Genomic DNA, 23,177 nt, shown 5'->3' on the forward strand with positions numbered 1-23,177 from the left:
AGGCAACACCAGTCCTAACTTGATTCAAGGAGTCACTATCGTGAGCAATCCCATGCGAACCCGCGTCACGCGTTTGCTTGGCATCGACTATCCGATCATCCAGGGCGGCATGCAGTGGGTGGGTCTGGCCGAACTGGCATCGGCCGTGTCCAATGCCGGTGGCCTCGGCATCCTGACCGCGCTGACGCAACCCACGCCGGATGCCCTGCGCAACGAAATCGCCCGCACACGCGAGATGACCGATCGACCCTTCGGCGTGAACCTGACCATCCTGCCGTCGATCAATCCGCCGCCGTATGCCGAGTACGTGGACGCGATCATCGATGGCGGCGTGCGCATCGTGGAGACCGCAGGTAACAGCCCGAAGGACTTCATCGCCCGTTTCAAGGCGGCAGGCGTGACCATCGTGCACAAGTGCACTACCGTGCGACATGCGCTCTCCGCCGAACGCAATGGCGTGGACATTGTTTCGATCGACGGCCTCGAATGCGCCGGCCATCCCGGCGAAGATGACGTGGGCGGGCTGGTGCTGATCCCCGCCGCCGCGCGGGCGCTGGAGATTCCGGTGATCGCATCCGGCGGCATCGCGGACGGACGTGGCATGGCCGCCGCGCTGGCGCTGGGCGCCGAGGGCGTGAACATGGGCACGCGATTCTGCGTGACGAAGGAAGCGCCGATTCACGACAACATCAAGCAGGCGCTGGTCAATGGCTCCGAGCGTGACACCGCTCTGATCTTCCGCACGCTGAAGAACACGGCGCGCGTCTTCCGCAACGCCATCGCCGAGGAAGTGGTGTCCATGGAACGGCGCCCCGGCGGTTGCGTGTTCGACGACATCCGTCCGTTGGTGACCGGTACCCGTGGCCGCGCGGCGCTGCAATCGGGCGAGGTCGACAACGGCGTGGTCAGCGCCGGCCAGTGCATTGGCCTGATCGACGATATTCCGACCTGCGCGGAACTGATCTCGCGCATGGTCAGCGATTGTCAGAACCGCATCGAAGCGACGCGCAAGTATTTCGTCTGAACCCCGCATGGCCGATGCCGGTGGCATGTGTCGCCGGCTGGCCAGATGCGACGGCAGTCTTCCATTCACGCAAGGATATGCAATGAAACTCGATTCCAGCATTGCCGCGGTCATCACCGGTGGCGCTTCCGGCCTGGGTGCCGCCACCGCGCGACGCCTGGCCGGCGCCGGCGTCAAGGTGGCGCTGTTCGATCTGAATGCGGAGCTGGGGGAAGCGCTGGCGCGCGAGCTTGGTGGCGTGTTCTGCAAGGTCGACGTGACCAACGAGGAGCAGGTCGACGCCGCATTTGCCAAGGCGCGCGCGGCACATGGACAGGAGCGCGTGCTCGTGAACTGTGCCGGCACCGGTTTCTCCGCCAAGACGGCGGGCCGGGACAAATCGACGGGAGAAATCCGCCACTTCCCTGTGGCCAACTTCAACCGGATCATCCAGATCAACCTGGTGGGCACCTTCAGTTGCATTGCCAAGTCCGCCGCCGGAATGCTGACGCTGGACCCGCTCGATGACGGCGAACGCGGCACCATCATCAATACGGCGTCGGTGGCGGCGGAGGACGGGCAGATGGGCCAGGCGGCCTACAGTGCGTCCAAGGCGGCGATCACTGGCATGACGCTGCCGATCGCACGCGACCTGATGAGCGAAGGCATCCGCGTGAACACGATCATGCCTGGCCTGTTCAACACGCCGTTGATGCAGGGCCTGCCCGACAACGTGAAGTCCGCGCTGGCCGCGTCGGTGCCGTTCCCGAAGCGGCTCGGCGATCCGGACGAATATGCGCAACTGGCCGAGACCATGATCGTCAACCGCTACTTCAACGGCGAATCCGTGCGTCTGGACGGCGCGATTCGCATGGCGGCGCGCTAACCGGCATTCCTGCTTTCAGGGAGGCGGCCCGACGGTAGATCGGGCGCCAGCCTGTCATCTCATCACTGGAGACACCATGTCCGAAGCCTATATCGTTTCCGCCGTCCGCACCGCCGGCGGCCGTCGCAATGGCCGCCTGTCCGGCTGGCATCCCGCGGACCTCGCGGGGCAGGTGCTCAACGCGCTTGTCGAGCGCAGCGGGGCCGACCCGAGCATGGTGGAGGACGTCATCATGGGCTGCGTCGGCCAGGCGGGCGAGCAGTCCTCGAACATCGCGCGTGGCGCGGTCTTGGCTTCGAAGCTGCCGGAATCGGTGCCGGCTACCTCGGTCGACCGCCAGTGCGGATCTTCGCAGCAGGCGCTGCATTTCGCGGCGCAGGCCGTGATGTCGGGCACCATGGACGTGGTGATCGCCGCCGGCGTGGAAAGCATGTCCCGCGTGCCGATGGGCACCCCGAGCACGCTGCCGCGAAAGAACGGCCTGGGCCACTATGTCAGCCCGCAAATGCAGGCGCGCTATCCGGGCGTGGAGTTCAGCCAGTTCACCGGCGCGGAGATGATCGCGAAGAAGTACAAGCTCGACAAGGCCGCGCTCGACGCCTATGCGCTGCGCAGCCACCAGCTCGCCGCGGCGGCCACGAAGGCAGGGCGCTTCGAGCAGGAGATCCTGCCGCTGGCCGCGCGCATGAATGACGGCAGCGATCTCGGCGAGCTGCACACTATCGACGAAGGCATTCGTTTCGACGCGACGCTGGATGGCATCGCCTCGGTAAAGCTGATCGCCGAAGGCGGTAGCGTCACGGCGGCCACTGCCAGCCAGATCTGCGACGGCGCGAGCGGCGTCATGGTTGTCAACGAACGCGGGTTGAAGATGCTGGGCGTCAAGCCGCTGGCACGCATCCACCATATGAGCGTGCTCGGACATGATCCGGTGGTCATGCTGGAGGCCCCGCTGCCCGCTACCGAGCGCGCGCTGAAGCGGGCCGGCATGCGGATCGACGATATCGATCTCTACGAGGTCAACGAGGCGTTCGCGCCGGTCCCCCTGGCCTGGCTGCAGGCGCTGGGCGCCGACGCGGAGCGCCTGAACGTCAACGGCGGCGCGATCGCACTGGGCCATCCGCTGGGTGGCTCGGGAACCAAGCTGATGACGACGCTGGTCCATGCGCTGCATCAGCGCGGCAAGCGCTATGGCTTGCAGACCATGTGCGAGGGCGGTGGCATGGCCAACGTCACGATCGTCGAAAGGCTCTGACCGCGCGGCACACGTTTTCCAAAGCCCCGTCGGAGTGCACGCGTGGAGCGTGTCCGACGGGATTTTTTTGGTCCGCGGTGCCATGTCCGGCGCGCCCTGGAAGCCAGTCACCGAAATCCGGGATGCGACCGCTGCAACATGCTGTATCAATGAGAAGCCCTTGGAATGACTGCTGACAACTCCCAACGTATCGTTGTAACCATCGAGGAAGGCGTGGCCGAAGTCCGCCTGAATCGTCCCGACAAGATGAACGCGCTGGACCAGGCGATGTTCGACGCATTGGTCGACACGGGCCGGCAACTGGCCGAGATGCCGGGTCTGCGCGCTGTCGTGATTTCCGGTGAAGGCAAGGCGTTCTGCGCGGGACTGGACATGGGCCGCATGGCTAGTCTGGGCGAAGGGACCGACCCCTCGCTCAAGCGTGGCCGGCTGACGCCGCGCACGCATGGCATGTCGAATCACCCGCAATACGCCTGCACGGTCTGGCGCGAACTGCCCGTGCCGGTGATCGCCGCGGTGCATGGCGCTGCCTTTGGCGGTGGGCTCCAGGTGGCGCTGGGCGCGGACCTGCGCTATGTGACGGCCGATGCCAAGCTTTCGATCATGGAGATCAAGTGGGGCCTGGTGCCGGACATGGGCGGCATGTTGCTGACGCGCGGGCTCGTGCGGCCAGATGTGCTGAACGAACTGATCTACACAGGACGCATCATCAGCGGTACCGAGGCCGTGGAACTGGGGCTGGCCACGCGCGTGTGTGAAGATCCAAGGGCCGCGGCAATGGCCGTCGCACGCGAGATCGCCATGAAGAGCCCGGACGCGATTCGTGCGGGCAAACGCCTGATGCGCGTCACCGAGGATGGCGACGCGCTGGCGATTCTCCAGGCCGAGTCTGTCGAGCAGGATGCGCTGATCGGCGCGCCCAACCAGACGGAGGCGGTACGCGCCAATATGGAGAAGCGGGCGCCGCGATTCCTGCCGTGATGGCTTGAGTCTTGTCTCGGGGGCGCGCTACCGCTGTGGCAGGCCGAACGCGGACGCTCTCCCGATACATCAGGATCAAGGGGCGAGAGGTGCTGGCGGACCCTGGATAACGGAGGCGTCGTGTTCCGGGACAACGGCTGAATCGGGTGCCGGAGCGCCGGACGGGACCTTGAAGCGGTTGTACCCCCACAGGTACTGCAGCGGAAAGCGCCTGATCATCTCTTCCAATTCGGCGTTGATCCATGCTGCCTGCGCCTCGGCGGTCTGCGGCAATGGTCCCGACAGGCGCTTCACGTGCATGCGCCAGCCACGCCCACCGGGCAGGCGCTCGCCTGCGGCAACGATCAGCGGCGCTCCTGTTTGCGCTGCGAGCTTTCCTGGCAGCGTTATCGTATAGGCCTTGCGGCCAAAGAACGGTACCCAGACGCCTTCACCCTTGGGTGCCTGATCGGGCAATAGCCCGACCGCTTCACCCTGGCGCAGCGCGCGCACGAAGGCGCGCACGCCTTGGGAAGTCGCGGGGACTGTCTTCAGACTCGAGGTGGCACGTACCGATTCAAGCAGGTCCCGCAATATCGGCTTGCGGTGTGGCCGGAACATGACTGTCAGCGCGATGCGCTCCGCGGCATAACGGGCTGCCAGTTCAAAGCATCCAAGGTGCGGTGTCAGCATGATGAGTCCGCGACCTTCCGCCAGGGTCTGCTCGATCACTGTCCAGTCATCGCAAATCACCTGATCGCGACAGGCTGGGCCGCGATACCACACGCGTGCCAGTTCGATCATCATGGCGCCGGTCTCGCCTGCGGCCTGCCGGGCAAACGCCGGGTCGGAAAAGCCAGCCTGGGCGGCATTCTGCTGAACGTGCTGTCGGTACCGTCCCGGGAGGGCATAGACAAGCCGCCCCAGAGCGCGGCCTGTAGCGTGCGCAATCGGTAGCGGCACGGCGGCAATCAGCCGGATGAGAGTGGACAGCACCCTCCGCGGCGGAGGTTGATCTCGGTGCATGGTCACTCCTCGGGGGTTGAGTATTGGGTGTCGCGGGACAAATTTCTTCTACACGAAGACTCGGGCAGATACTTGTCCGGATTGTTAGGAGCCGCCCTCCGTGAATACGTACGGAGGGATCCCCAGGGGGCGACTCGATCGGACCTGGCCGACGCAAGTCAAGTCAGCAGCTTCGAAATGCCGCGCAGGCTGAAATTAGGTCACGCCTGGCCTCGCAAGAAGAGTAGAGTGAGCAATAGATACCGCAAAAGCTTAGGAGTACGCTATGGATGCTTACCCGACTGCCACTTACAAAGGGTATGACATTTACCCTCTAGTCTACAGACATACCGACGGGGCGCGTGCCTGGGGGGAGCCCAGGCCGGACCGGTCCTTCAACGCGGCGGTGGTGATCTGCCGCGAGGGCGCACATCCCGATAGCACGCAGGCCCGCACGTTTCACCTGGACACAACGCCCTGGGACAACGTAGGTGCCGCCCGGCGCGCCGTGCTGCGCTATGCCGAGGAAATCATCAACGGAGAAGTGACCGGTCAGTCCGTTGTTACCCTGTAACTGCCTCACTGTCACTGGCATTGTCAACTGACCCGGGTATAGTCCTAGCTTCCCGTCGTATTCAGACGAACGATAACGTAGCTCATGAGGACATCTCAGGCATGACGAACACCGCCGCGCCATCCAGTTTTCTGTGCACGTTACCCGGCCAGGGCAAGGGAATTGCCTATCACGTGGCCGTTAGCTTTGCGGATGCGGCCCAGCCCACGGGCGTCAGATTCACCAGCTTTGTCGGTGATGGCAGGCGTTCGTTCGGTGTGGTGACCGGAGCGGGATCGCTTCAGGGCGAGATTGCAGCGAACTCGGAGGCACTATGCCGCCTGGCGATCGGGCAGGCCGTCCGGGACCACCTCTACGAGAAAACCAAGGAAGGCGACACCGCGCTGGATCTGGACGCCGAGCCTTGGGACGGCGAACTCAGGCCCGTTGGGGCGGGCGCGCCCACGGGCGGGCTACGGCATCGTCCGCTGGGCTGAGTGTGAGTTTGAGTGTGTGATTCGCAGGCGGCGGATTGTCCCACCGCCTGTGGCGCAGCTGGCTTAGATGCCGAATTCCGGGCTGCCGTAACGCGTCAGCAATGACTCGATCAGTGCCATGTCCTGCGTTTGCGGCGTGCGATCCTCGATGGCGCGCGATGGGCCGCCATAGGTAGCGGTCACGTGGCGGCGTACCGTCAATACGGCAGCATCCGGTGGCGTCACGGCAACCGGCTGCCACGGCGTGTGCCGGTAACTGCCGGCAATCCATCCGGCCGGGGTCAGGTGGAGTTCTTCCCATTCTTCGTTGTTTGGCATGTCTTGCTTGCTCTCCTGTATGCGGATTGGATGGTGGGCAGCACGGGCACCTGCGTAAGGCAGGCATCGCGCCGTTGAGAGGGTGCCCGGAGTGGGCCTTGCGTCACGCCTGACCCGATGGCGCGCGTCGTTGCGCGGAACGTTGCAGCCGGGCTGCGGCGCTCTTGCCCGCCTGTCGGGCGGCCTGCTTGGCCTTGGCTTCCGAGCAATGCGTGGCGTGCCGCATGGAGACGTTGGCGACGACACGCTCGGCGCCGTTCCTGTACTCCGAGATCATGTAGTTGGCAAACCATACGCCCGGCTCTTGCTGGATCGGGTACACGGAAACGGTAAATGGGGTGGTGCTCGTACTCAAATTGGTCCTGTTCAGTGGCGCTCGGCCCGGCAAGCTTCTTCTGTCGCCACTTCACATGTGCGCGCGCTTGCCGGCTGTCGACAGCCATTGGATAAATCAGTGCCGCTTCGCGCATAGGCGCAGGCGGAAAACTGGCGTGAGGTAGACCGTGCTTACGCGGACTGAGGCGCCAGTACAGGCGCGACAGTCGCGGAGCGGACGTGCCGCCGGTCAGGTAGTTTGCGGGCGATGTCTGTCACCCAGAATGAATCGGGTGTACGCCCGACAGGCCGCTCGTGTTCTTCTATGAATGTGATGTCTTGCGGCCGCAGCCTTGACGCCGGGCGATGCCGGCGTATGGCAGGGAGCGCCGATGATACCACCAATGGTGGTCGACTGCCGGTGGGCGCGCCAGTTGCGCGTGCCACGGATCACGTGCGTGGCGGAGAGCGCACGCACGAAGGGGGATGACGGAGGCCGGGATTCACCCCGGCCCCGCTTGCCAAGCGCCGAGTGTCAGCCGTTGGTCGGGCGCTGCGAGAACGTCCTGCCGAAGACGCCTTCCGCGATGCGGTTCTTCAGGATTTCGATGGAGCCGCCGGCGATCATCCAGCCGCGCGTCCGCCGCACGCAGTACTCCACGAGAGATTCCTGGCTGAAGCCCATGCCGCCCATCACCTGCAGCGCTTCGTTAGAGACCTCCCAGCCAGCCATGTTGCAGGCCAGCTTGGCCATGGCCGTGCTCTGCGCGCTCGGCAGTCCGTGCTCGCCTTCGAGTGCGGCGCGGTACAGCATCATCTGCGCCTGCTCCAGCTTCATGGCCATATCCGCGAACTTCCATTGAATACCCTGGAATTCGCAGAGCTCTCGGCCGAACTGCTTGCGGGTCATCGCATGTTCCCGGGCCACGTTGAACGCGTGGCGTCCCAGCGCCAGCGCGCGTGACGAGTTGCCCAGACGCTCAACGTTGAACCCCGAAATCTGCTTCTTGAACCCGCCCGGTCCGAGCAGCACGTTTTCCACCGGGATACGGCAATCATCGAAGTAGAGTTGCGACCACTGCTCGCCGTTCATGAACGATGATGGCTCGCCGACCTGGAAGCCGGGCGTGCCGCGCTCGACCAGCACGGAGCCGATGCCACCGACGCCCGGGCCGAAGCGAACATAGATCAGGAACAGCTCGGCGTCGGGGCTGTGCGTGGAGAAAACCTTGCTGCCGTTGATGACGTAGCTGTCGCCGTCGAGGCGCGCGCTGGTTTTCAACTCGGTTACGGCGGACCCGGCATCGGGTTCACTCATGCCCAGCGAGACCACCTTGCGGCCAGCCAGAAGATCCGGCAGGTATCGCGCCTTCTGTTCGGGCGATGCGTATTCCACGAACGTCCGGATCGGGCCGAAGTTGCCAGCCTGGACGATGTCGGCGCTCCTGGGGCAAACCAGCGCGATTTGCTCGATCGCCAGCACCGCGTGCATCAGCGTGCCGCCCTGGCCGCCATCGTCTTCGGAGAAGGCGATGCCCAGCAGCCCCTGCTCGGCGAGCAGCGCCGCCGTGTCCCACGGGTAGTGGGGCGAATGCGCCCGGGCCAGCGCGCCATCCTTGAGTTTGTCCTGCGCAAAACGGGCAACCGAGTCCGCGAAAGCCTGATGTTCCTCGCTGAGCTTGAAATCCATGTGTGTTCCTGCGTCTGTTCGGGATGTGTGACGTCGGAATGGTGCCCGCGGCCCCGAAGCCTGAGAACTTCGACTTTCGTCAGCAGCCCGAACAAATACTCATACCAGCCCCACATCCGGGAAGGTCTCCGCGCGGCGTGCATGACGCACCATGCCGTCATCCGACGAATTCAATCCGATTGACGGCCGTCGTGTGATGCGCGGGCTCCATCGTGCGGGATCGCTGCCGCGCCTGTCGGTCCTGCACTTTGTGCATCGCAGACATGAGCAAAGGTCATCCCTTCCGGACAAATTGTCGGTTGTTCCTTCTTTTCGGTCTGTGGAGAATCCGGGGCAGGAGACAAAACCAATGAACGATACCCATCAGACAACCATGAGTGCCAGCGACTGGCTGGCGTACAGGGGGCGGTACGTCAACGTGAGCTTTCTGCTCAGAAGGGGCGAGACCGATTACGTCGTCACGATTCGCGATGGCCGCGTGACACAGATCAGGCCGGGCCCGCATGTCATGCCGCGTTGGACCTTCGCGCTCGTGGCCGGCGACGACGACTGGAACCGGTTCTGGGCGCCAACACCGCAGCCGCGCTTCCATGACCTCATGGCCATGGTCAGGTTCAAGACGCTCAGGATCGAAGGCGATCAGGCCATCTTCATGAGCAACCTTCTCTATTTCAAGGACCTGATCAGTCAACTCGGGAGTCAGCTCCATGCGCGCTAAGCGGGAAGCCGTCGTCGGCGGCTACATCAATCTTGAAATCGCCGGCCGCATGTGCCGCGTCTACTACGAGACCGCGGGCTCGGGGCAGCCTCTGCTCTGCCTTCATACCGCGGGCAGCGACACGCGCCAGTACCGCGAGTTGCTCAATTCGCCGGCATTGACCGAGCACCATCAGGTGATCTGCTTTGACCTGCCGTACCACGGCAAGTCGTCGCCACCGGCCGGATGGGAGACTCATGAATATCGTCTGACAAGCGAGCTGTACGTCGAGACCATCGTGGCGTTCATGGATGCGATGGAAATCCATCAGCCGATCGTCATGGGCTGTTCCATCGGCGGGCGCGTGGTGTTGCATCTGGCGCTGGCGTGCCCCGAACGTTTCAAGGCGCTGATCGGACTGCAGTCCGGCGCGCACGTCGACCCCTACTACGAGCAGGACTGGTTGCATCGGCCCGATGTGCACGGTGGGGAGGTATGCGCCGGCATCGTTTCGGGACTGATCGGCCCGGGCGCGGACAGCCGTGACCGCTGGGAAACCCTGTGGCACTACATGCAAGGCGGCCCGGGCATCTTCAAGGGCGACCTGTACTTCTACAAGGGGGAGGGCGATCTGCGCGGGAAAGTCCAGAAGATCGACACCGCGAAGTGTCCCCTGTTTCTGCTCACCGGCGAGTACGACTACTCCTGCACACCCGAAGACAGCCAGGAATTGGCACGTCTGATTCCCGGCGCCGAGCTGGCGATCATGCCGGGGCTCGGCCACTTCCCGATGAGCGAAGCGCCGCAGGCCTTCATGAGCCATCTGCTTCCCGTGTTGCAACGCATTCAATCTCTTTGAGGAACACAACGTGAAAGTCGGATTCATCGGGCTTGGCCGCATGGGCTTTGCCTTGGCCTCTCATTTGCTGCGCAATGGCGCGGACCTGACAGTGCTGGACATCCAGCCGGCACCCATGGAAAAACTGGTCGCGCAGGGGGCGACACGGGCGACCGATGCGCGGGCATTGGCGGCCGCCGTCGACATCGTGTTCACGATGCTGCCCGGCCCCAAGCAGGCGCGCGAGGTGATCCTTGGTGAAGCCGGTGTGCTCGCGGGGCTGCGCAAAGGCGCCTTTCTGGTCGAACTGAGCACCATCGACACCGATACGGTCGATGACCTGCGCCGTGCCGCGAACGAGAAGGGCGTGCGCTTTGCCGATGCACCGGTTGGCCGCCTGGCAGCGCATGCCGACCGCGGAGAGTCCCTGTTCATGCTCGGGGCCGAGCAGGCCGACCTGGCCGAACTTGAGCCGGTACTGCTCAAGATGGGCACCACGGTCCTGCACTGCGGTGCGCCAGGTGCGGGCACGCGCATGAAGCTGATCAACAACCTCATGGTGCTTTGCTACTGCCAGCTCAACTCGGAAGCGCTGGTGCTGGCCAACGCGCTGGGCCTGGAAACGCGCAAGACGTTTGACGTGCTGACGGGCACGACGGCGTCGAACGGTCAGCTCAAGGAGAAGTGGCCGGTCAAGGTGCTGGGCAACGATCTGACACCGGGATTCGACATCGCGCTCGGTTTCAAGGACTTGACGCTGGCCTGCCAGGCCGCCCAGTCCGCCGGGATCTCGCTGCCGATGGGCAACCTCGCACGCAGCATGTTCCAGCTTGCGCGCCATGCGGGCAAGGACGGCCAGGACACCTCCTGCATGACTGACTACTGGGCCGAGTCCAACGGCATTGACCCGATCCGGCTCTAAGAAGCCGTTTCAGAACGATTCTGGCGTCGTTGTGGGGCCTTGCCGTACTACTTGTACTGTCTGCGGCCCCACGCCTAGCCAGAACCGCTTCGCTTCATTGTGAAACAGCTTCTACGTCCACCAGGACAGCCACCAAACAGCCAACCAGAAGAAAAGAGGAGACTCCATGAAACGGTTCCCATACGCAAAGGTGGGGCTCGCCGCCGCGCTTGCCGCCATTTCCTTGCAAGCTGGCGCGCAAGGCGCCGGTGCGCGTATTTCCGATGGCGTGGTCAAGATCGGCGTGCTCACCGACGTCAATGGCCCGTTCATGGATAACGTGGGCCGTGGCTCCATCGTCGCAACCGAGATCGCGATCGAGGAGTTCGGTGGCAAGGTGCTCGGATATCCGGTGCAGATGGTGAGCGCCGATCACCAGAACAAGGCCGATGTCGGTTCGGCGCGGGTACGCGAGTGGTTCGATCGTGACAAGGTGGATGTCGTCACCGAGCTTGGCAATAGCGCGGTGGCGCTTGCTGCGATGAAGATCGCCGAGACGAAGCACCGCATGTCGATCGTGACCGGTGCCGGCGCGGTCCGCATCTCCAGTGAAGACTGCACGCCGACCAACCTGCAGTGGGTCTACGACACATACGCGCTGGCCAAGGTGGGCACCCAGTCCATCGTCCGCAAGGGGGCGAAGAACTGGTACTACCTGACTGCGGACTATGCGTTCGGCCATTCCCTGGAGAACGATGGCAAGCAGTTCATCGAGGCTGCCGGTGGCAAGGTGCTGGGCTCGTCGCGTTACCCGTTTCCCGGTAGCGATTTCTCTTCCTACATCCTGAAGGCGCAAGCCAGCAAGGCGAACGCTGTGGCCATCGCTACCGCGGGCCTCGACCTCCAGAACGCGATCAAGCAAGGCAGGGAGTTCGGTCTCGTGGAAGGTGGCCAGCAGGCGGTCGCCATGCTGATGAGCATCGTGGACGTCAACAGCATCGGCCTCAAGGATGCGGGTGGAATGATGTTTGCGGAGTCGTTCTACTGGGATCTCGACGAGGCGTCACGCAAGTTCGCACGCAAGTTCTTCGAGAAAACCAAGCGTATGCCGACTGCGCTGCAGGCCGGGCAATACTCGGCGACCCTGAACTATCTCCGCGCGATCGAGAAAGCGAAGTCGGATGACGTCAGCGATGTGATGAAGCAGCTCAAGACCATGCCAATCCAGGACGCCTTCGCAAAGAACGGCAAGGTGCGTGAGGACGGCAAGATGGTGCACGACATGTATCTCGTCCAGGTGAAGAAGCCGCAGGAGTCCAAGGCGCCGTGGGACTACTACACCGTGCTCGAAACCGTGCCTGGTGACAAGGCGTTCCAGCCGCTCTCCGAAAGCAAGTGCCCGCTGGTCAGAAAGTGACTCTCTCGGATGCCGGGGTTACCGGCATCAGCTCCGACATGCAGAACGACATCATTCTCGAAGCCCGCGCGTTGGGCAGGGACTTCAACGGGTTCACGGCCGTCGACGACGTTTCCCTGTCAGTTCGCAGGGGAGACATCCACGCGATCATCGGCCCCAATGGCGCTGGGAAGACGACCTTCTTCAACCTGCTGACCAGTTTCATCACGCCGTCACGCGGGCAGGTTTTCCTGGATGGCAAGGAGATCACGGGCAAGTCCTCCGCACAGATCGCCAATCTTGGCATGGTGCGGTCCTTCCAGATCTCGGCGGTGTTTGGTCATCTCACCGTGCTGCAGAACGTACGCATCGCGCTGCAGAAGCGCGACGGCGGTAACCCTAACTTCTGGCGTGCCCGCCGGTCTCTCGACCGGTACAACGGCCGTGCCATGGAGATCCTGCGGATGGTTCGCCTGGACGCTTTGGCGGACCGGCTGGCCGTCGAGATCGCCTATGGGCAGAAGCGCGCGCTGGAGCTGGCGACCACGATCGCACTGGACCCGCGCGTCATCCTGCTGGACGAGCCGACGCAGGGCATGGGGCATGAGGACGTCGAACACATCATGCGACTGGTCAAGTCATTCGCGACGGGACGCACCGTTGTCATGGTCGAGCACAACATGAAAGTAGTGGCCGGCATCAGCGACCGCATCACGGTGCTGGCACGTGGCAAGGAGCTGGCCAGCGGCACCTATGCCGAAGTATCCGCGAATGAGCACGTCATCGAAGCGTACATGGGGCGCAAGAAGCGGCGCTGATATGCAGGCCGATGTGCACGCGCCCAACAAGAATCAACAGGAGTGTCCATTGACGAACACCCTAGCGCTGGAGGCGAAAGGTCTCCAGGCATGGTATGGCGAATCCCATGTGCTGCACGGCATCGACATCGAAGTCCACAAGGGCGAATGCGTGTCACTGCTGGGCCGCAATGGCGCGGGGCGTACTTCCACCTTGCGCGCCATTCTTGGCCTCACGTCCCGTCGCGCAGGCGAAGTCAGGATCCAGGGGCGGGATGTCATGCCCCTGCAGACCCACCAGATTGCCCGCCTCGGTGTCGGCTACTGCCCGGAAGAGCGGGCCATCTACTCGTCGTTGAGCTGTGAGGAGAACCTGATGCTGCCGCCGGTTCTGAAACCCGGTGGCATGTCACTTGACGAGATCTATGCGCTCTTCCCGAACCTGGCGGAGCGACGCAAGAGTCAGGGTACGCGCCTTTCCGGTGGCGAGCAGCAGATGCTGGCCATGGCGCGCATCCTTCGCACGGGCGCCGACATCCTGTTCCTCGACGAGATCTCGGAGGGCCTCGCACCGGTCATCGTGGAGAAGCTTGGCGAGGTGATCGAGACACTGAAGACGCGTGGCTACACCATCGTGCTGGTCGAGCAGGACTTCGAGTTTGCCTCGGATCTCGCGGACCGGCTCTATGTGATCGAGCATGGCGAAGTCGTCGCGCATATTCCGGCGGAGGAGATCGCTTCGCGGCAGGAAACACTCAAAGAGTTGCTAGGGGTCTGACCGTGGAGATCTTCGGATTGCCGTTTCCTGTCCTGATGGGGCAGATTGTCGTGGGGCTGGTCAACGGTTGCTTCTACGCCGTGCTCAGTCTCGGGCTTGCCGTGATCTTCGGCATGCTCAACATCGTGAACTTCGTGCACGGCGCGATTTACATGCTGGGTGCGCTGCTGGCATGGCTGCTGCTGGACAAGCTCGGCGTGAGCTACTGGTACTCGCTGATCATTGTCCCATTGCTGATCGGCGCGGTCGGTTGCGCACTCGAACGTACGATGCTGCGCAGGCTTTACAGGATCGATCACGTGTTCGGCATCCTGCTCACGCTGGGGCTTGCCTACATCATCGAAGGGTTGGCGCGCTACTGGTTCGGCGCTGCCGGCATGGCGTTTTCTGCGCCGCCCCAGTTCGCCGGCACGTTTGACATGGGCTTCATGCGCTTGCCGAAGTACCGCGTGTGGGTGATCGTCATATCGCTGGCGGTTTGCCTGTCAACCTGGGCGCTGATCGAGAGGACCCGGCTGGGGTCTTACCTGCGGGCTGCGACGGAGAACCCCGCCATCGCCCGTACCTTCGGCATCAATGTGTCGGTGCTGGTGACGCTGACCTATGGCCTTGGCGTCGCGCTGGCCGGATTTGCCGGCGTGCTTGCAGCACCCATCTACCAGGTGAGCCCGATCATGGGCAGCAGCCTGATCATCGTCGTCTTCGCGGTTGTCGTCATCGGTGGCATGGGTTCGATCCTCGGGTCGATCCTGACGGGCCTGCTGCTGGGTCTGGTGGAAGGCGTCACAAGGGCGTACTGGCCGGAGGCGTCGGCAGTGGTCATCTTCATCGTGATGATTCTGGTTCTGATCCTGCGGCCTTCGGGTCTGTTTGGGAAGGAGTGAGCGGTGAAAGCGAGTTCGAGTGAGAAGTGGATCGTCATGATGGTGCTGGCGCTCGCCATCGTGCTGCCAGCGTGGCTGTACCCGGTGCTGCTGGCCCAGCTGGCCTGTATGGCGTTGTTCGCATGTTCGCTGAATCTGCTGTTCGGCTATGCCGGGCTGCTGTCCTTCGGACACGCGGCATTCTTCGGCATCGCGGCTTACGCCACCGGCTACATGATGAAGGAATGGAGCCTCACGCCCGAGATCGCGCTGATCGCGTCCGTGCTGCTGGTGATGGGGGTGGCATTCCTGTCGGGCTCGCTCGCCATCCGCCGCAAGGGGATCTACTTCTCGATGATCACGCTCGCGCTGTCCCAGCTGGTGTATTTCATTCTCGTGGCGGCGCCGTTCAGCAACAATGAGGACGGCTATCAGGGCGTGCCGCGCGGTGCGTTCCTCGGTGTCGTCGATCTGGCCGATAACCATGTCCTGTACTACTACGTGCTGGCCGTGGTGGTGCTGGTATGGTGGGGCGTGTACCGCGTCATCGAGTCGCCCTACGGTGAGGTGCTCAGGGCGATCAAGGACAACGAGCAACGCGTCGTCTCCCTCGGCTACAACGTGAACCGCTACAAGGTGCTTGCGTTCACGCTGTCGGCCGGGGTTGCCGCCGTCGCGGGCAGCCTGAAGACCGTTATCTTCGGCCTGGCCAGTTTGCCGGATGTGTCGTGGCACCTGTCCACCGACGGCGTCATCATGATGATCCTCGGCGGTATCGGCTCCATTATCGGGCCGGTGTTCGGCGCCACCATCATGGTGCTGGTGCAGCACGCGCTGGCGGGTGAGCTGGATGCGCTCGTGCCCGTGATCATGGGTGTCATCTTCGTGGTTTGCGTGTTGGCATTCCGCGGTGGCGTCGTTCTGCAGCTTCAGACGCTGGTGCAACGGCTGGCAAGGCGGTTCGCATGAGCACGACATACCAGGTGTTCGCGCTGAAGTACGCCACCGCCGATCGCGCGCGTCAGAGCAACTTCCTTCATCCGGTCGATGGCGATCCCGCTGCGCCGATGGCGCTCGACTTCTTTGTCTGGCTGGTGGTGGGGCACGACGCAACGGTGCTGGTGGATACGGGTTTCAGCGCCACCTCCGCACTCGCCAGGAATCGGCAATATCTCCTGACACCGATGGAGGCCATCCGCCGTCTTGGCTACCCACCAGAGATCATCGGCGATGTTGTCGTCAGCCATCTGCACTATGACCACGCGGGCAACATCGACCAGTTCCCGGCGGCCAATATCTGGGTGCAGGACCGCGAAGTGCGTTATGCCACGGGCGACTGCATGTGCGATCCGAAGCAGAACCACTTCTTCTCGACCGACGACATCGCCATCCTGATCCGCCGTCTCTATCGCGGCAACGTACGACTTGTGGACGGCTTTCATGCGCTGCGTGATGGCATCGAGATGCATCGGATAGGCGGACATACCGATGGGCTGCAGGTAGTACGGGTGCGTACCGCCAAAGGCTGGGTCGTGCTCGCGTCGGATGCCTTGCATTACTACGAGAACCTGGCCAGAAGGAATCCGTTCCCCGCCATCTACAGTCTGGAAGACATGCTCACGGGCTACGAGCGAATCCTGGCGCTGGCTGACAGCGAGCAGCACATCGTCCCAGGCCATGACCCGCAGGTCTGCATCCGCTACCCAGCCGCAGCAGTTGGAGAAGGCGACGAAGGCTTTGCCTTCCGTATTGCCTGACCCCCAATTTCATACATGAGGAGACCGCACGTGATTTTGCAGAACAAACGCACACTACTTTCCGGAGTCATGGCGCTCGGCGTCATGATCGCCACCGGCTGGACCGCGCCGGCCACCGCAGCGGATGACTGGCCGTCGAAGCCGGTCACCATTGTCGTGGGCTTCAGCGCCGGCGGTCCTACCGACGTCGTCGCCCGCATCCTCGCGGAGCGGTTGACCGAGAAATTCAAGCAGAGCTTCCTGGTGGACAACCGTGCCGGCGCATCGGGCGGGGTGGCCGCCACGCTGGTCAAGCGGGCTGCGCCAGACGGCTATACGCTGATGTTCGGCAGCAGCAGCACGCTGTCGATCATTCCTCTGCTGCAGAAGACGCCTTATGACTCGATCCACGATTTCACGCCGATCAGTCTCGTCGCCAGCTATCCCTACTTCCTGGTCGTGCCAGCCGCATCGCCGATGAAGTCACTGGATGAATTGCTTGCACAGGGCCGCAAGCCGTCGGCCCAGCTGAGCTACGCCTCGGCTGGCAGCGGGGCAGTCAATCATCTGGCAGGCGAGTGGTTCAAGCGCGATGCAGGGATCAATGCGGTGCATGTGCCTTACAAAGGCGATTCGGCAGCGGTGACGGACCTGGTGGCCGGGCGCATCGACTTTGCTTTTCTTGCCGGTGCCGTCGCACTGCCGCAGGTGAAGGCAGGGAAGCTCCGCATTCTTGCCTCCGCCAGCGCGCGCTCCGGCCTGGGCGGCGAGGGCGTGCCGACGCTCGGTGACCGCTTCAAGGGATTTGCCGCGGAGCCGTGGAATGGCCTGATGGCACCGGCAGGACTGCCGCAACCGATTGTCACCAAGCTCAATGCCGCAGTTGTCGAGATCATGGCCCGCAAGGATGTTGTCGAGCGTCTGGCCAGTCTGGAGCAGTACCCGATGACGGGCACACCGCAGCAGTTCACGAACCACATCAAGTCGCAGACCGAGCGTTGGGCATCGGTCATCAAGGCTTCCAACATCAAGATAGACTGACATGAAATACTCCCAATTCATCGCCGGAGAATTCCGCGAAGGCACGGCGCAAACGCGCTATTCGGTCATCAATCCCGCCAACGGGCAGTCGCTGGGCGATTACGCGTATGCCTCCAGGGCCGACGTGGAAGAGGCCGTTGCGGCCGCCACCGAGGCGTTCCGGACATGGCGCAAGACCTCGGCCATGGAGCGTTCCGCGTTGTTGCGCCGCGCGGCCACGCTGATGCGTGAGCGCGGCAATACCATCGCCGAGCAGATCGCCCGGGAACTCGGCAAGCCGTATGGTGAAGCCCAGAAGGAAGTGGTGACGGCCGCGGAGATGTTCGAATGGGCCAGCGAGGAGGCGCGCCGCATCTATGGGCGCACGATTCCGGCGCGTTCGGAGGGCATCACGCAAACAGTCGTTTGGGAACCGATGGGCCCCGTGGCCGCGTTTGCCGGCTGGAACGCGCCAGCGATCACCCCTTCGCGCAAGATCAGCGGCGCGTTGGCGGCTGGCTGCACTATCGTCATCAAGCCATCCGAGGAAACCGCCGGGGTTGCGCTGCTGATCGCTCGCGTGGTGCAGGACGCCGGCATTCCCGACGGGGTGGTGAACATGGTGTTTGGCGATCCGGGCGAGGTCGCCGATATCCTGTGCAGGTCGCCCCGCATCGCGATGGTAACGTTCACCGGCGCGACATCGGTGGGCAAAGTCGTCGGCGCCAAGGCTGCCGAGACCATGAAACGCGCGACGCTCGAACTTGGCGGGCATGCACCCGTGGTGGTCTGCGATGACGTCGACGTCGATCGCGTAGTCCGCATGGCCGTCGCCACCAAGTACCGGAACAGCGGTCAGGTCTGCACCTCGCCCACACGCTTCCTGATCCAGGCGCCGATCTTCCAGACGTTCTGCGAGAAGTTCGTCCGGGCGGCAGAGGCGCTGAAGGTGGGCGACCCGTTCGATAGCGCCACGCAGATGGGGCCGCTGAAGAACGCGCGCCGACTCGAGGCGATTGATCGAATGGTGCAGGATGCGCGTGGACGTGGTCTGGTCGTCGCCACGGGGGGCGAACGTGCCGGGACGGAGGGCTTTTTCTACAAGCCAACGGTCATTCTCCAGCCGTCCGTCGATAGCGACGCGGCGACGATCGAGCCATTCGGCCCGATCGCGATGGTCAGTTCCTTCGATCAACTGGACGACGCCATTGCTGAGGCCAACCGGTTGCCGTTCGGACTTGCCGCTTACGCCTATACCAACAGCCTGCAGCGTGCCCATCGGCTGTCGCAGGAGATCGACAGCGGCGTGGTCTGTATCAACGAGTGGCAGGCCTCGTTGCCGGAGACGCCATTCGGCGGACACAAGGACAGCGGCCTTGGTTCCGAAGGCGGTATCGAAGGCATCCAGGAGTTTCTCCGCATCAAGTGTGTTCGACAGGGGGTGGCATCGTGAGTACGACTACTGTGTCTCCGGTCTTGGGGTTCGTAGGCGTTGGTGTGATGGGCGAGGGCATGTGCCGGAATCTGGTGCAGAAGTCCGGCGCTTCCGTGCATGTGGCGGACATCAACGCGGATAACGTCGCGCGGCTCGCGGCGATTGGGGCGGTGGCCTCGGACATTGCGCGGCTGCGCCAGGTTGCCGACACGGTATTCCTTTCGCTGCCGTCGATTGATCAGGTGGAGGACGTCTGCTTTGGCCCGGAGCCGCTGATCGTGGCGGGGGGCTCGGTGCGTACCGTCGTGGACATGAGCACCAGCGACGTCGCGCGCACGCGGGCGCTTGCGGAGCGGCTGGCTGGCCACGGCGTGCGATTTCTCGACGCACCGGTGGCACGCAGCCGCGAAGCGGCCAACAATGGCACGCTGCTGATCACCGTTGGTGGCCCCGATGACCTGTTCGATGCGGTCTTGCCCTGGCTGCGATGCATGGGCTCGGACGTCATACGGTGTGGCGAGATTGGCGCTGGGCAGGTCGTGAAGATCATGAACAACATGGTCCTCCTCTCCACGGTTAATGCGCTGGCCGAAGCCATGGCCATCGCCGAAGCGGCACAGGTGGACAAGACCATGCTGGCCAACGTGCTGAAGCTTGGCTCGGCCGATTCTTTCGCGTTGCGGCTGACCGGCGAAAAATACCTCGCCCGTGACGAGTTTCCGGAGAAGATGTTCCCGGCGGCCTATGCGCTGAAGGACATGCGCCTAGCGCTCAGCCTCGCTCATGCATCGGAGATCCGGCCCGCTGTGGCCGAAGCGACTGCCGCGTTGCTGGATCAGGCTACCGCCAATGGCTATGCCCAGAACTACTACCCGGTCGTGTATCGAATGATTCGGCGCGGGTAAGGGGCCGACAAGGGGCCGAATCAGCCGGCCTTGGCGCCATAAAGCATCAGCCTGGTGCCATGGGCCTGTTTTCCCGGGCCTCATGCACCAGCCATTCCTTGAAGGCCTCGATCTTGCCCGAGTAGCGCTGCACCGACGGTGTCACGATATAGTGGCCCCGCCCGGTACGCAGCGGCTTTGCAAACGGGCAGATCAGCCGTCCAGCCTTGAGGTCGGGGTCCAGCATGTGCTGCTGGCCGATCGCGATGCCAAGGTTGTCCGTGGCCGCCTGCCACGTGAGGATGGAACTGCTGAAGACCATCTTCTCGGCCTTGTCGAACACGTGACCCATGCCGACGTGCGCGAGCCACGTCGGCCAGTCATCCTTGCGGTACTTGGAAACCAGCAGACGCTTGCTTTGCAGCGATTCCAGCAACTGCTCCGTGTTGCCATGGAAGGATTCCAGGAACGCGGGCGAGCAGACGGGTTCGATGACATCCTCGAGCAGCAGCGTTGCCTCGGCGTCTGGCCAGTTGCCATCACCGAGAACGATCGCCAGGTCGCATTGCTCGGTGCCGAAATCGAGCGGCGCGTTGCTGTTGGTAATCAGCACTTCGACGTCGGGGTACTGCAGCTTGAAATGCGGCAACCTGGGAATCAGCCATCGCGCTGTCAGCGTGGTGTAGGTGCGCAGGCGAATGACGTTGTCGGAGTACTTCTGGGTGACGAACTTGGTGGCCTCCGAGATTTGCTCGAACGCCGGGCCGATGCGCCGCGCGTAGGCTTCACCAACCTCGGTCAGCTTTACGCCGATGCGTTCGCGGGTGAAGAGCTGGACGCCCAGGTATTCCTCCAGCACAGCGATCTGACGGCTCACTGCCGATTGACTGACCCGGAGTTCGTTGGCGGCGGTCGTGAGGTTCTTGGCCCTGGCCACGACCTCGAAGACCTTCAATGGGTTGAGCGGAGGAATCTTCATCACGTCGCTGGTCTTCCCAGTCTCTCGTGTGCTTGCCGGACGACGCATGGTCCGGCTGTAGGTGCGTCTGGACGTTTCAGGGGCGCTGTGATCGGTCCTGCGGGACGAGCCGTGGAGGCTGAACGGGGAGATCTTAGCATGGTGGTCAAGCGGGGAATCGACGCGTCAGCCAACGATGGCCACCCCTTCGCCACACCGGATCCACGATCACGCATAAACGCTATCAAGCCCCGCTGATACGGCCGTCGGGCCCGCTTCCGGCCGTGTATTGGCGCGCTTCGACAATGCATATGCGAAACCATTCGTTCTGTGAAGCCGGTGTGATTCATAGCATGGCTCTCTTTCTCAACCCCGACGTTGAAGCGAGAGACGCATATGAAAAGAACGGAAGCGGCTGCCTTCCCACAACCGGTGCGACGCGCGCTGGCCACCCTTTGCCTGGGCGCGGTGGCGCTGGCGGCAGGTTGCGGGAGCGATGGCACCGATAGCGGCACGCTGGCCGTGGACAGTGGCACGCCGGTCACCACCCCACCGCAGGTCGTGGCGAAGAAGCCCAATATTCTGTTCATCATGGCCGATGACCTCGGGTACTCGGACCTGGGCGCGTTCGGCAGCGAGATCCGCACGCCCAACATTGACGCGCTGGTGCGCGATGGCCGCATCCTGACCAATCACCACACCGCCGCCGTGTGCGCGGTGACGCGTTCAATGATTATCTCCGGCACGGACCATCATCTGGTCGGGCAGGGCACGATGGCGAACAGCGACCCCAATTACGTGGACGAGAACGGCAAGCCCATTCCCGGCTACGAGGGCTACCTGAACGATCGCGCGCTCTCGATCGCGCAACTGTTGAAGGACGGTGGCTATCACACCTACATGGCCGGCAAGTGGCACCTTGGCAGTGGCTTGCCCAACGCGACGAACCAGGGCGCGGCGGTTGGCACATCGGCACCGGGGCAGACGCCGGTCTCGTGGGGTTTCGAAAAGAGCTACGCGCTGCTCGGCGGCGGAGGGGATCACTTCGGCCGTAACGGCGCGACCGCCTACGTGGAGGACGATCACTACGTCACGCCCAACACAACCAACTTCTTCTCGTCGGATTTCTATACCTCGACGATCATCAAGTACATCGACTCGAGCACGGGCAAGAACGCCGATGGCAAACCGTTCTTCGCCTACCTGACCTACCAGGCGCCACACTCGCCGCTGCAGGCGCCGGCAGGCTATATCGACCGCTACAAGGGTGTCTATGACGCGGGCTACGAGCCGATACGCGCCGCGCGGCTGACCCGGCAAAAAGCGCTCGGCCTGATCCCGGCCGACTTCACGCCAAATCCGGGTCGTGATGAAACAGTCGCCGTCACGCCGGCCACGGCGAACTGGGGCACGCCTCAGGCGTCGTACGTCAGCGCCACGCGCAGCGTTGCGCAAGGCGGTGTGGATACCCGCGTGATGAACGCGAACAAGAAGTGGGACAGCCTGACCGCTGACCAGAAGAAGGCGCAGGCCCGCTACATGGAAATCTTCGCGGCCATGGTCGAGAACCTGGACGACAACGTTGGCCGGCTGGTGCAGCACCTCAAGGACATCGGCGAGTACGAGAACACCGTCATCGTGTTCCAGTCCGACAATGGCCCCGAAGCCAGCTACTACGAGTTCAGCGGCAAGTACGACCAGGACTACGACACGAAGAACGCCGACCCGGCCGTGTTCCCCACGCTCGGCACGCCGGCCTACAAGGGCACGGCCACGATCGACTACGGCCAGCGCTGGGCGGAAGTCAGTGCCACGCCATTCAAGCTGTGGAAGTCGTTCCCGTCAGAGGGCGGACATTCCGTGCCGACCATCGTCAAGCTGGCGGGCAAGGCACCCGCGCAGCCGCAGAGCAGGGTGACGGGCTTCACCCATGTGGTGGACCTGGCGCCGACGTTCCTGGACCTCGCCGGTGTCAGCGCGCCGACCAATCCGGCCACGCCGCTCTACGACAGCAAGGGGATCGACCGCAATGCGGGCAAGGTCGTGTACGACGGCCGCAATGTCTATCCGATCACCGGCCTGTCGTTGCTGCCGACGCTGCAGGGCAAGGCAACCGGCCCGTCGCGCACCACGTTTTCCGAGGAGCTGTACGGTCGCACCTATGTCTATAGCGACAACTGGAAGGCCGTATGGATCGAGCCACCGTTCGGCCCGGCAGACGGCGAATGGACGCTCTACGACATTCGCGCCGATCGCGGCGAGACGAACAACCTCGCAGCGCAGCGCCCGGATGTGCTGGGCGACCTGAAGTCCAAGTGGAACGACTACGCCGCGCGCGTGGGCGCGGTGCTGCCCAAGGTACCGGGCATGATCTACTGACATCGCGGAACCC

At 63.4% G+C, this 23,177-nt stretch carries 24 protein-coding genes; 19 read left to right on the plus strand and 5 right to left on the minus strand.

The genetic code is table 11. From position 1 onward, the window contains the following. Positions 1-52: 52 nt before the first annotated feature. The 4 genes from D769_RS01250 to D769_RS01265 all read left to right on the plus strand — a co-directional run bounded on the left by D769_RS01250 (position 53) and on the right by D769_RS01265 (position 4,125). Positions 53-1,024, plus strand: coding sequence for a nitronate monooxygenase family protein (locus tag D769_RS01250; RefSeq protein WP_008641294.1), 972 nt, complete (start codon positions 53-55; stop codon positions 1,022-1,024). An 82-nt stretch (positions 1,025-1,106) separates the two neighbouring features. Next, positions 1,107-1,889, plus strand: coding sequence for an SDR family NAD(P)-dependent oxidoreductase (locus D769_RS01255; protein ID WP_008641302.1), 783 nt, complete (start codon positions 1,107-1,109; stop codon positions 1,887-1,889). A gap of 76 nt (positions 1,890-1,965) precedes the next feature. Further along, positions 1,966-3,144: an acetyl-CoA C-acetyltransferase gene (locus D769_RS01260; protein ID WP_008641303.1), complete on the plus strand. Its 1,179-nt coding sequence runs from the start codon at positions 1,966-1,968 to the stop codon at positions 3,142-3,144. Between the two features lie 165 nt (positions 3,145-3,309). Beyond that, on the plus strand, positions 3,310-4,125 hold the full coding sequence (locus D769_RS01265) for a crotonase/enoyl-CoA hydratase family protein (protein WP_008641304.1): 816 nt from the start codon (positions 3,310-3,312) through the stop codon (positions 4,123-4,125). 75 nt (positions 4,126-4,200) lie between these two features. Here D769_RS01265 and D769_RS01270 read toward each other — a convergent pair whose 3' ends face one another. Beyond that, positions 4,201-5,100: a lysophospholipid acyltransferase family protein gene (locus D769_RS01270; RefSeq protein ID WP_008641305.1), complete on the minus strand. Its 900-nt coding sequence runs from the start codon at positions 5,098-5,100 to the stop codon at positions 4,201-4,203. Positions 5,101-5,395: 295 nt separating this feature from the next. On the opposite strand from D769_RS01270, the gene D769_RS01275 reads away from it, so the two are divergent. Then, positions 5,396-5,683: a hypothetical protein gene (locus D769_RS01275; protein ID WP_008641306.1), complete on the plus strand. Its 288-nt coding sequence runs from the start codon at positions 5,396-5,398 to the stop codon at positions 5,681-5,683. 101 nt (positions 5,684-5,784) lie between these two features. Then, positions 5,785-6,159, plus strand: a complete 375-nt coding sequence (locus D769_RS01280; protein ID WP_008641307.1) for a hypothetical protein — start codon at positions 5,785-5,787, stop codon at positions 6,157-6,159. Positions 6,160-6,222: 63 nt separating this feature from the next. Here D769_RS01280 and D769_RS01285 read toward each other — a convergent pair whose 3' ends face one another. From D769_RS01285 to D769_RS01295, 3 genes are all read right to left on the minus strand, one after another. After that, positions 6,223-6,477, minus strand: coding sequence for a hypothetical protein (locus D769_RS01285; protein ID WP_008641308.1), 255 nt, complete (start codon positions 6,475-6,477; stop codon positions 6,223-6,225). 103 nt (positions 6,478-6,580) lie between these two features. Next, on the minus strand, positions 6,581-6,832 hold the full coding sequence (locus D769_RS01290) for a hypothetical protein (protein ID WP_035880870.1): 252 nt from the start codon (positions 6,830-6,832) through the stop codon (positions 6,581-6,583). Positions 6,833-7,327: 495 nt separating this feature from the next. Further along, entirely contained in the window at positions 7,328-8,482 is a 1,155-nt protein-coding gene (locus D769_RS01295; RefSeq protein ID WP_008641310.1) for an acyl-CoA dehydrogenase, read from the minus strand. Positions 8,483-8,831: 349 nt separating this feature from the next. Here D769_RS01295 and D769_RS01300 point away from each other — a divergent pair, with 349 nt between their 5' ends. The 12 genes from D769_RS01300 to D769_RS01355 all read left to right on the plus strand — a co-directional run bounded on the left by D769_RS01300 (position 8,832) and on the right by D769_RS01355 (position 19,848). After that, positions 8,832-9,200 carry a hypothetical protein gene (locus D769_RS01300; RefSeq protein WP_008641311.1) on the plus strand — a complete coding sequence of 123 codons (369 nt, stop codon included), beginning with the start codon at positions 8,832-8,834 and terminating at the stop codon, positions 9,198-9,200. After that, positions 9,190-10,038 carry an alpha/beta hydrolase gene (locus D769_RS01305; protein ID WP_008641312.1) on the plus strand — a complete coding sequence of 283 codons (849 nt, stop codon included), beginning with the start codon at positions 9,190-9,192 and terminating at the stop codon, positions 10,036-10,038. The genes D769_RS01300 and D769_RS01305 overlap by 11 nt, the downstream gene beginning before the upstream one ends. A gap of 10 nt (positions 10,039-10,048) precedes the next feature. Then, positions 10,049-10,939 carry an NAD(P)-dependent oxidoreductase gene (locus D769_RS01310; protein WP_008641313.1) on the plus strand — a complete coding sequence of 297 codons (891 nt, stop codon included), beginning with the start codon at positions 10,049-10,051 and terminating at the stop codon, positions 10,937-10,939. 166 nt (positions 10,940-11,105) lie between these two features. Further along, a complete protein-coding gene (locus D769_RS01315; protein ID WP_008641314.1) occupies positions 11,106-12,335 on the plus strand; it encodes an ABC transporter substrate-binding protein in 1,230 nt (409 codons plus the stop codon). A 38-nt stretch (positions 12,336-12,373) separates the two neighbouring features. Then, complete coding sequence (locus D769_RS01320; RefSeq protein ID WP_008641315.1) at positions 12,374-13,132, plus strand: ABC transporter ATP-binding protein; 759 nt, start codon at positions 12,374-12,376, stop codon at positions 13,130-13,132. A gap of 49 nt (positions 13,133-13,181) precedes the next feature. Then, entirely contained in the window at positions 13,182-13,889 is a 708-nt protein-coding gene (locus tag D769_RS01325) for an ABC transporter ATP-binding protein (protein ID WP_035881066.1), read from the plus strand. Positions 13,890-13,891: 2 nt separating this feature from the next. Next, the gene (locus D769_RS01330) at positions 13,892-14,773 is read left to right on the plus strand and encodes a branched-chain amino acid ABC transporter permease (RefSeq protein WP_008641317.1); all 882 of its coding nucleotides are present in this window, start codon (positions 13,892-13,894) and stop codon (positions 14,771-14,773) included. Between the two features lie 3 nt (positions 14,774-14,776). Then, the gene (locus D769_RS01335) at positions 14,777-15,721 is read left to right on the plus strand and encodes a branched-chain amino acid ABC transporter permease (RefSeq protein ID WP_234706910.1); all 945 of its coding nucleotides are present in this window, start codon (positions 14,777-14,779) and stop codon (positions 15,719-15,721) included. Continuing rightward, positions 15,718-16,509 carry an N-acyl homoserine lactonase family protein gene (locus D769_RS01340; RefSeq protein ID WP_008641319.1) on the plus strand — a complete coding sequence of 264 codons (792 nt, stop codon included), beginning with the start codon at positions 15,718-15,720 and terminating at the stop codon, positions 16,507-16,509. Before D769_RS01335 ends, D769_RS01340 begins: the two co-directional genes overlap by 4 nt. A gap of 30 nt (positions 16,510-16,539) precedes the next feature. Continuing rightward, a complete protein-coding gene (locus D769_RS01345) occupies positions 16,540-17,529 on the plus strand; it encodes a tripartite tricarboxylate transporter substrate binding protein (protein WP_008641320.1) in 990 nt (329 codons plus the stop codon). A 1-nt stretch (position 17,530) separates the two neighbouring features. Further along, positions 17,531-18,961 (plus strand): NAD-dependent succinate-semialdehyde dehydrogenase, encoded by a 1,431-nt coding sequence (locus D769_RS01350; RefSeq protein WP_008641321.1) that lies wholly within the window; start codon positions 17,531-17,533, stop codon positions 18,959-18,961. Next, positions 18,958-19,848 carry an NAD(P)-dependent oxidoreductase gene (locus D769_RS01355; RefSeq protein WP_040010814.1) on the plus strand — a complete coding sequence of 297 codons (891 nt, stop codon included), beginning with the start codon at positions 18,958-18,960 and terminating at the stop codon, positions 19,846-19,848. Before D769_RS01350 ends, D769_RS01355 begins: the two co-directional genes overlap by 4 nt. Before the next feature lie 46 nt (positions 19,849-19,894). Here the strand turns inward: D769_RS01355 and D769_RS01360 are convergent, their stop codons facing one another. After that, complete coding sequence (locus D769_RS01360) at positions 19,895-20,806, minus strand: LysR substrate-binding domain-containing protein (RefSeq protein ID WP_008641323.1); 912 nt, start codon at positions 20,804-20,806, stop codon at positions 19,895-19,897. A gap of 375 nt (positions 20,807-21,181) precedes the next feature. Between D769_RS01360 and D769_RS01365 the strand changes: the two genes are divergently transcribed. Beyond that, complete coding sequence (locus D769_RS01365; protein ID WP_008641324.1) at positions 21,182-23,164, plus strand: arylsulfatase; 1,983 nt, start codon at positions 21,182-21,184, stop codon at positions 23,162-23,164. Positions 23,165-23,177: the final 13 nt, after the last annotated feature.

The sequence above is a fragment of the Cupriavidus sp. HMR-1 genome (assembly GCF_000319775.1).
GTDB classification, from domain to species: Bacteria; Pseudomonadota; Gammaproteobacteria; order Burkholderiales; family Burkholderiaceae; genus Cupriavidus; species Cupriavidus metallidurans.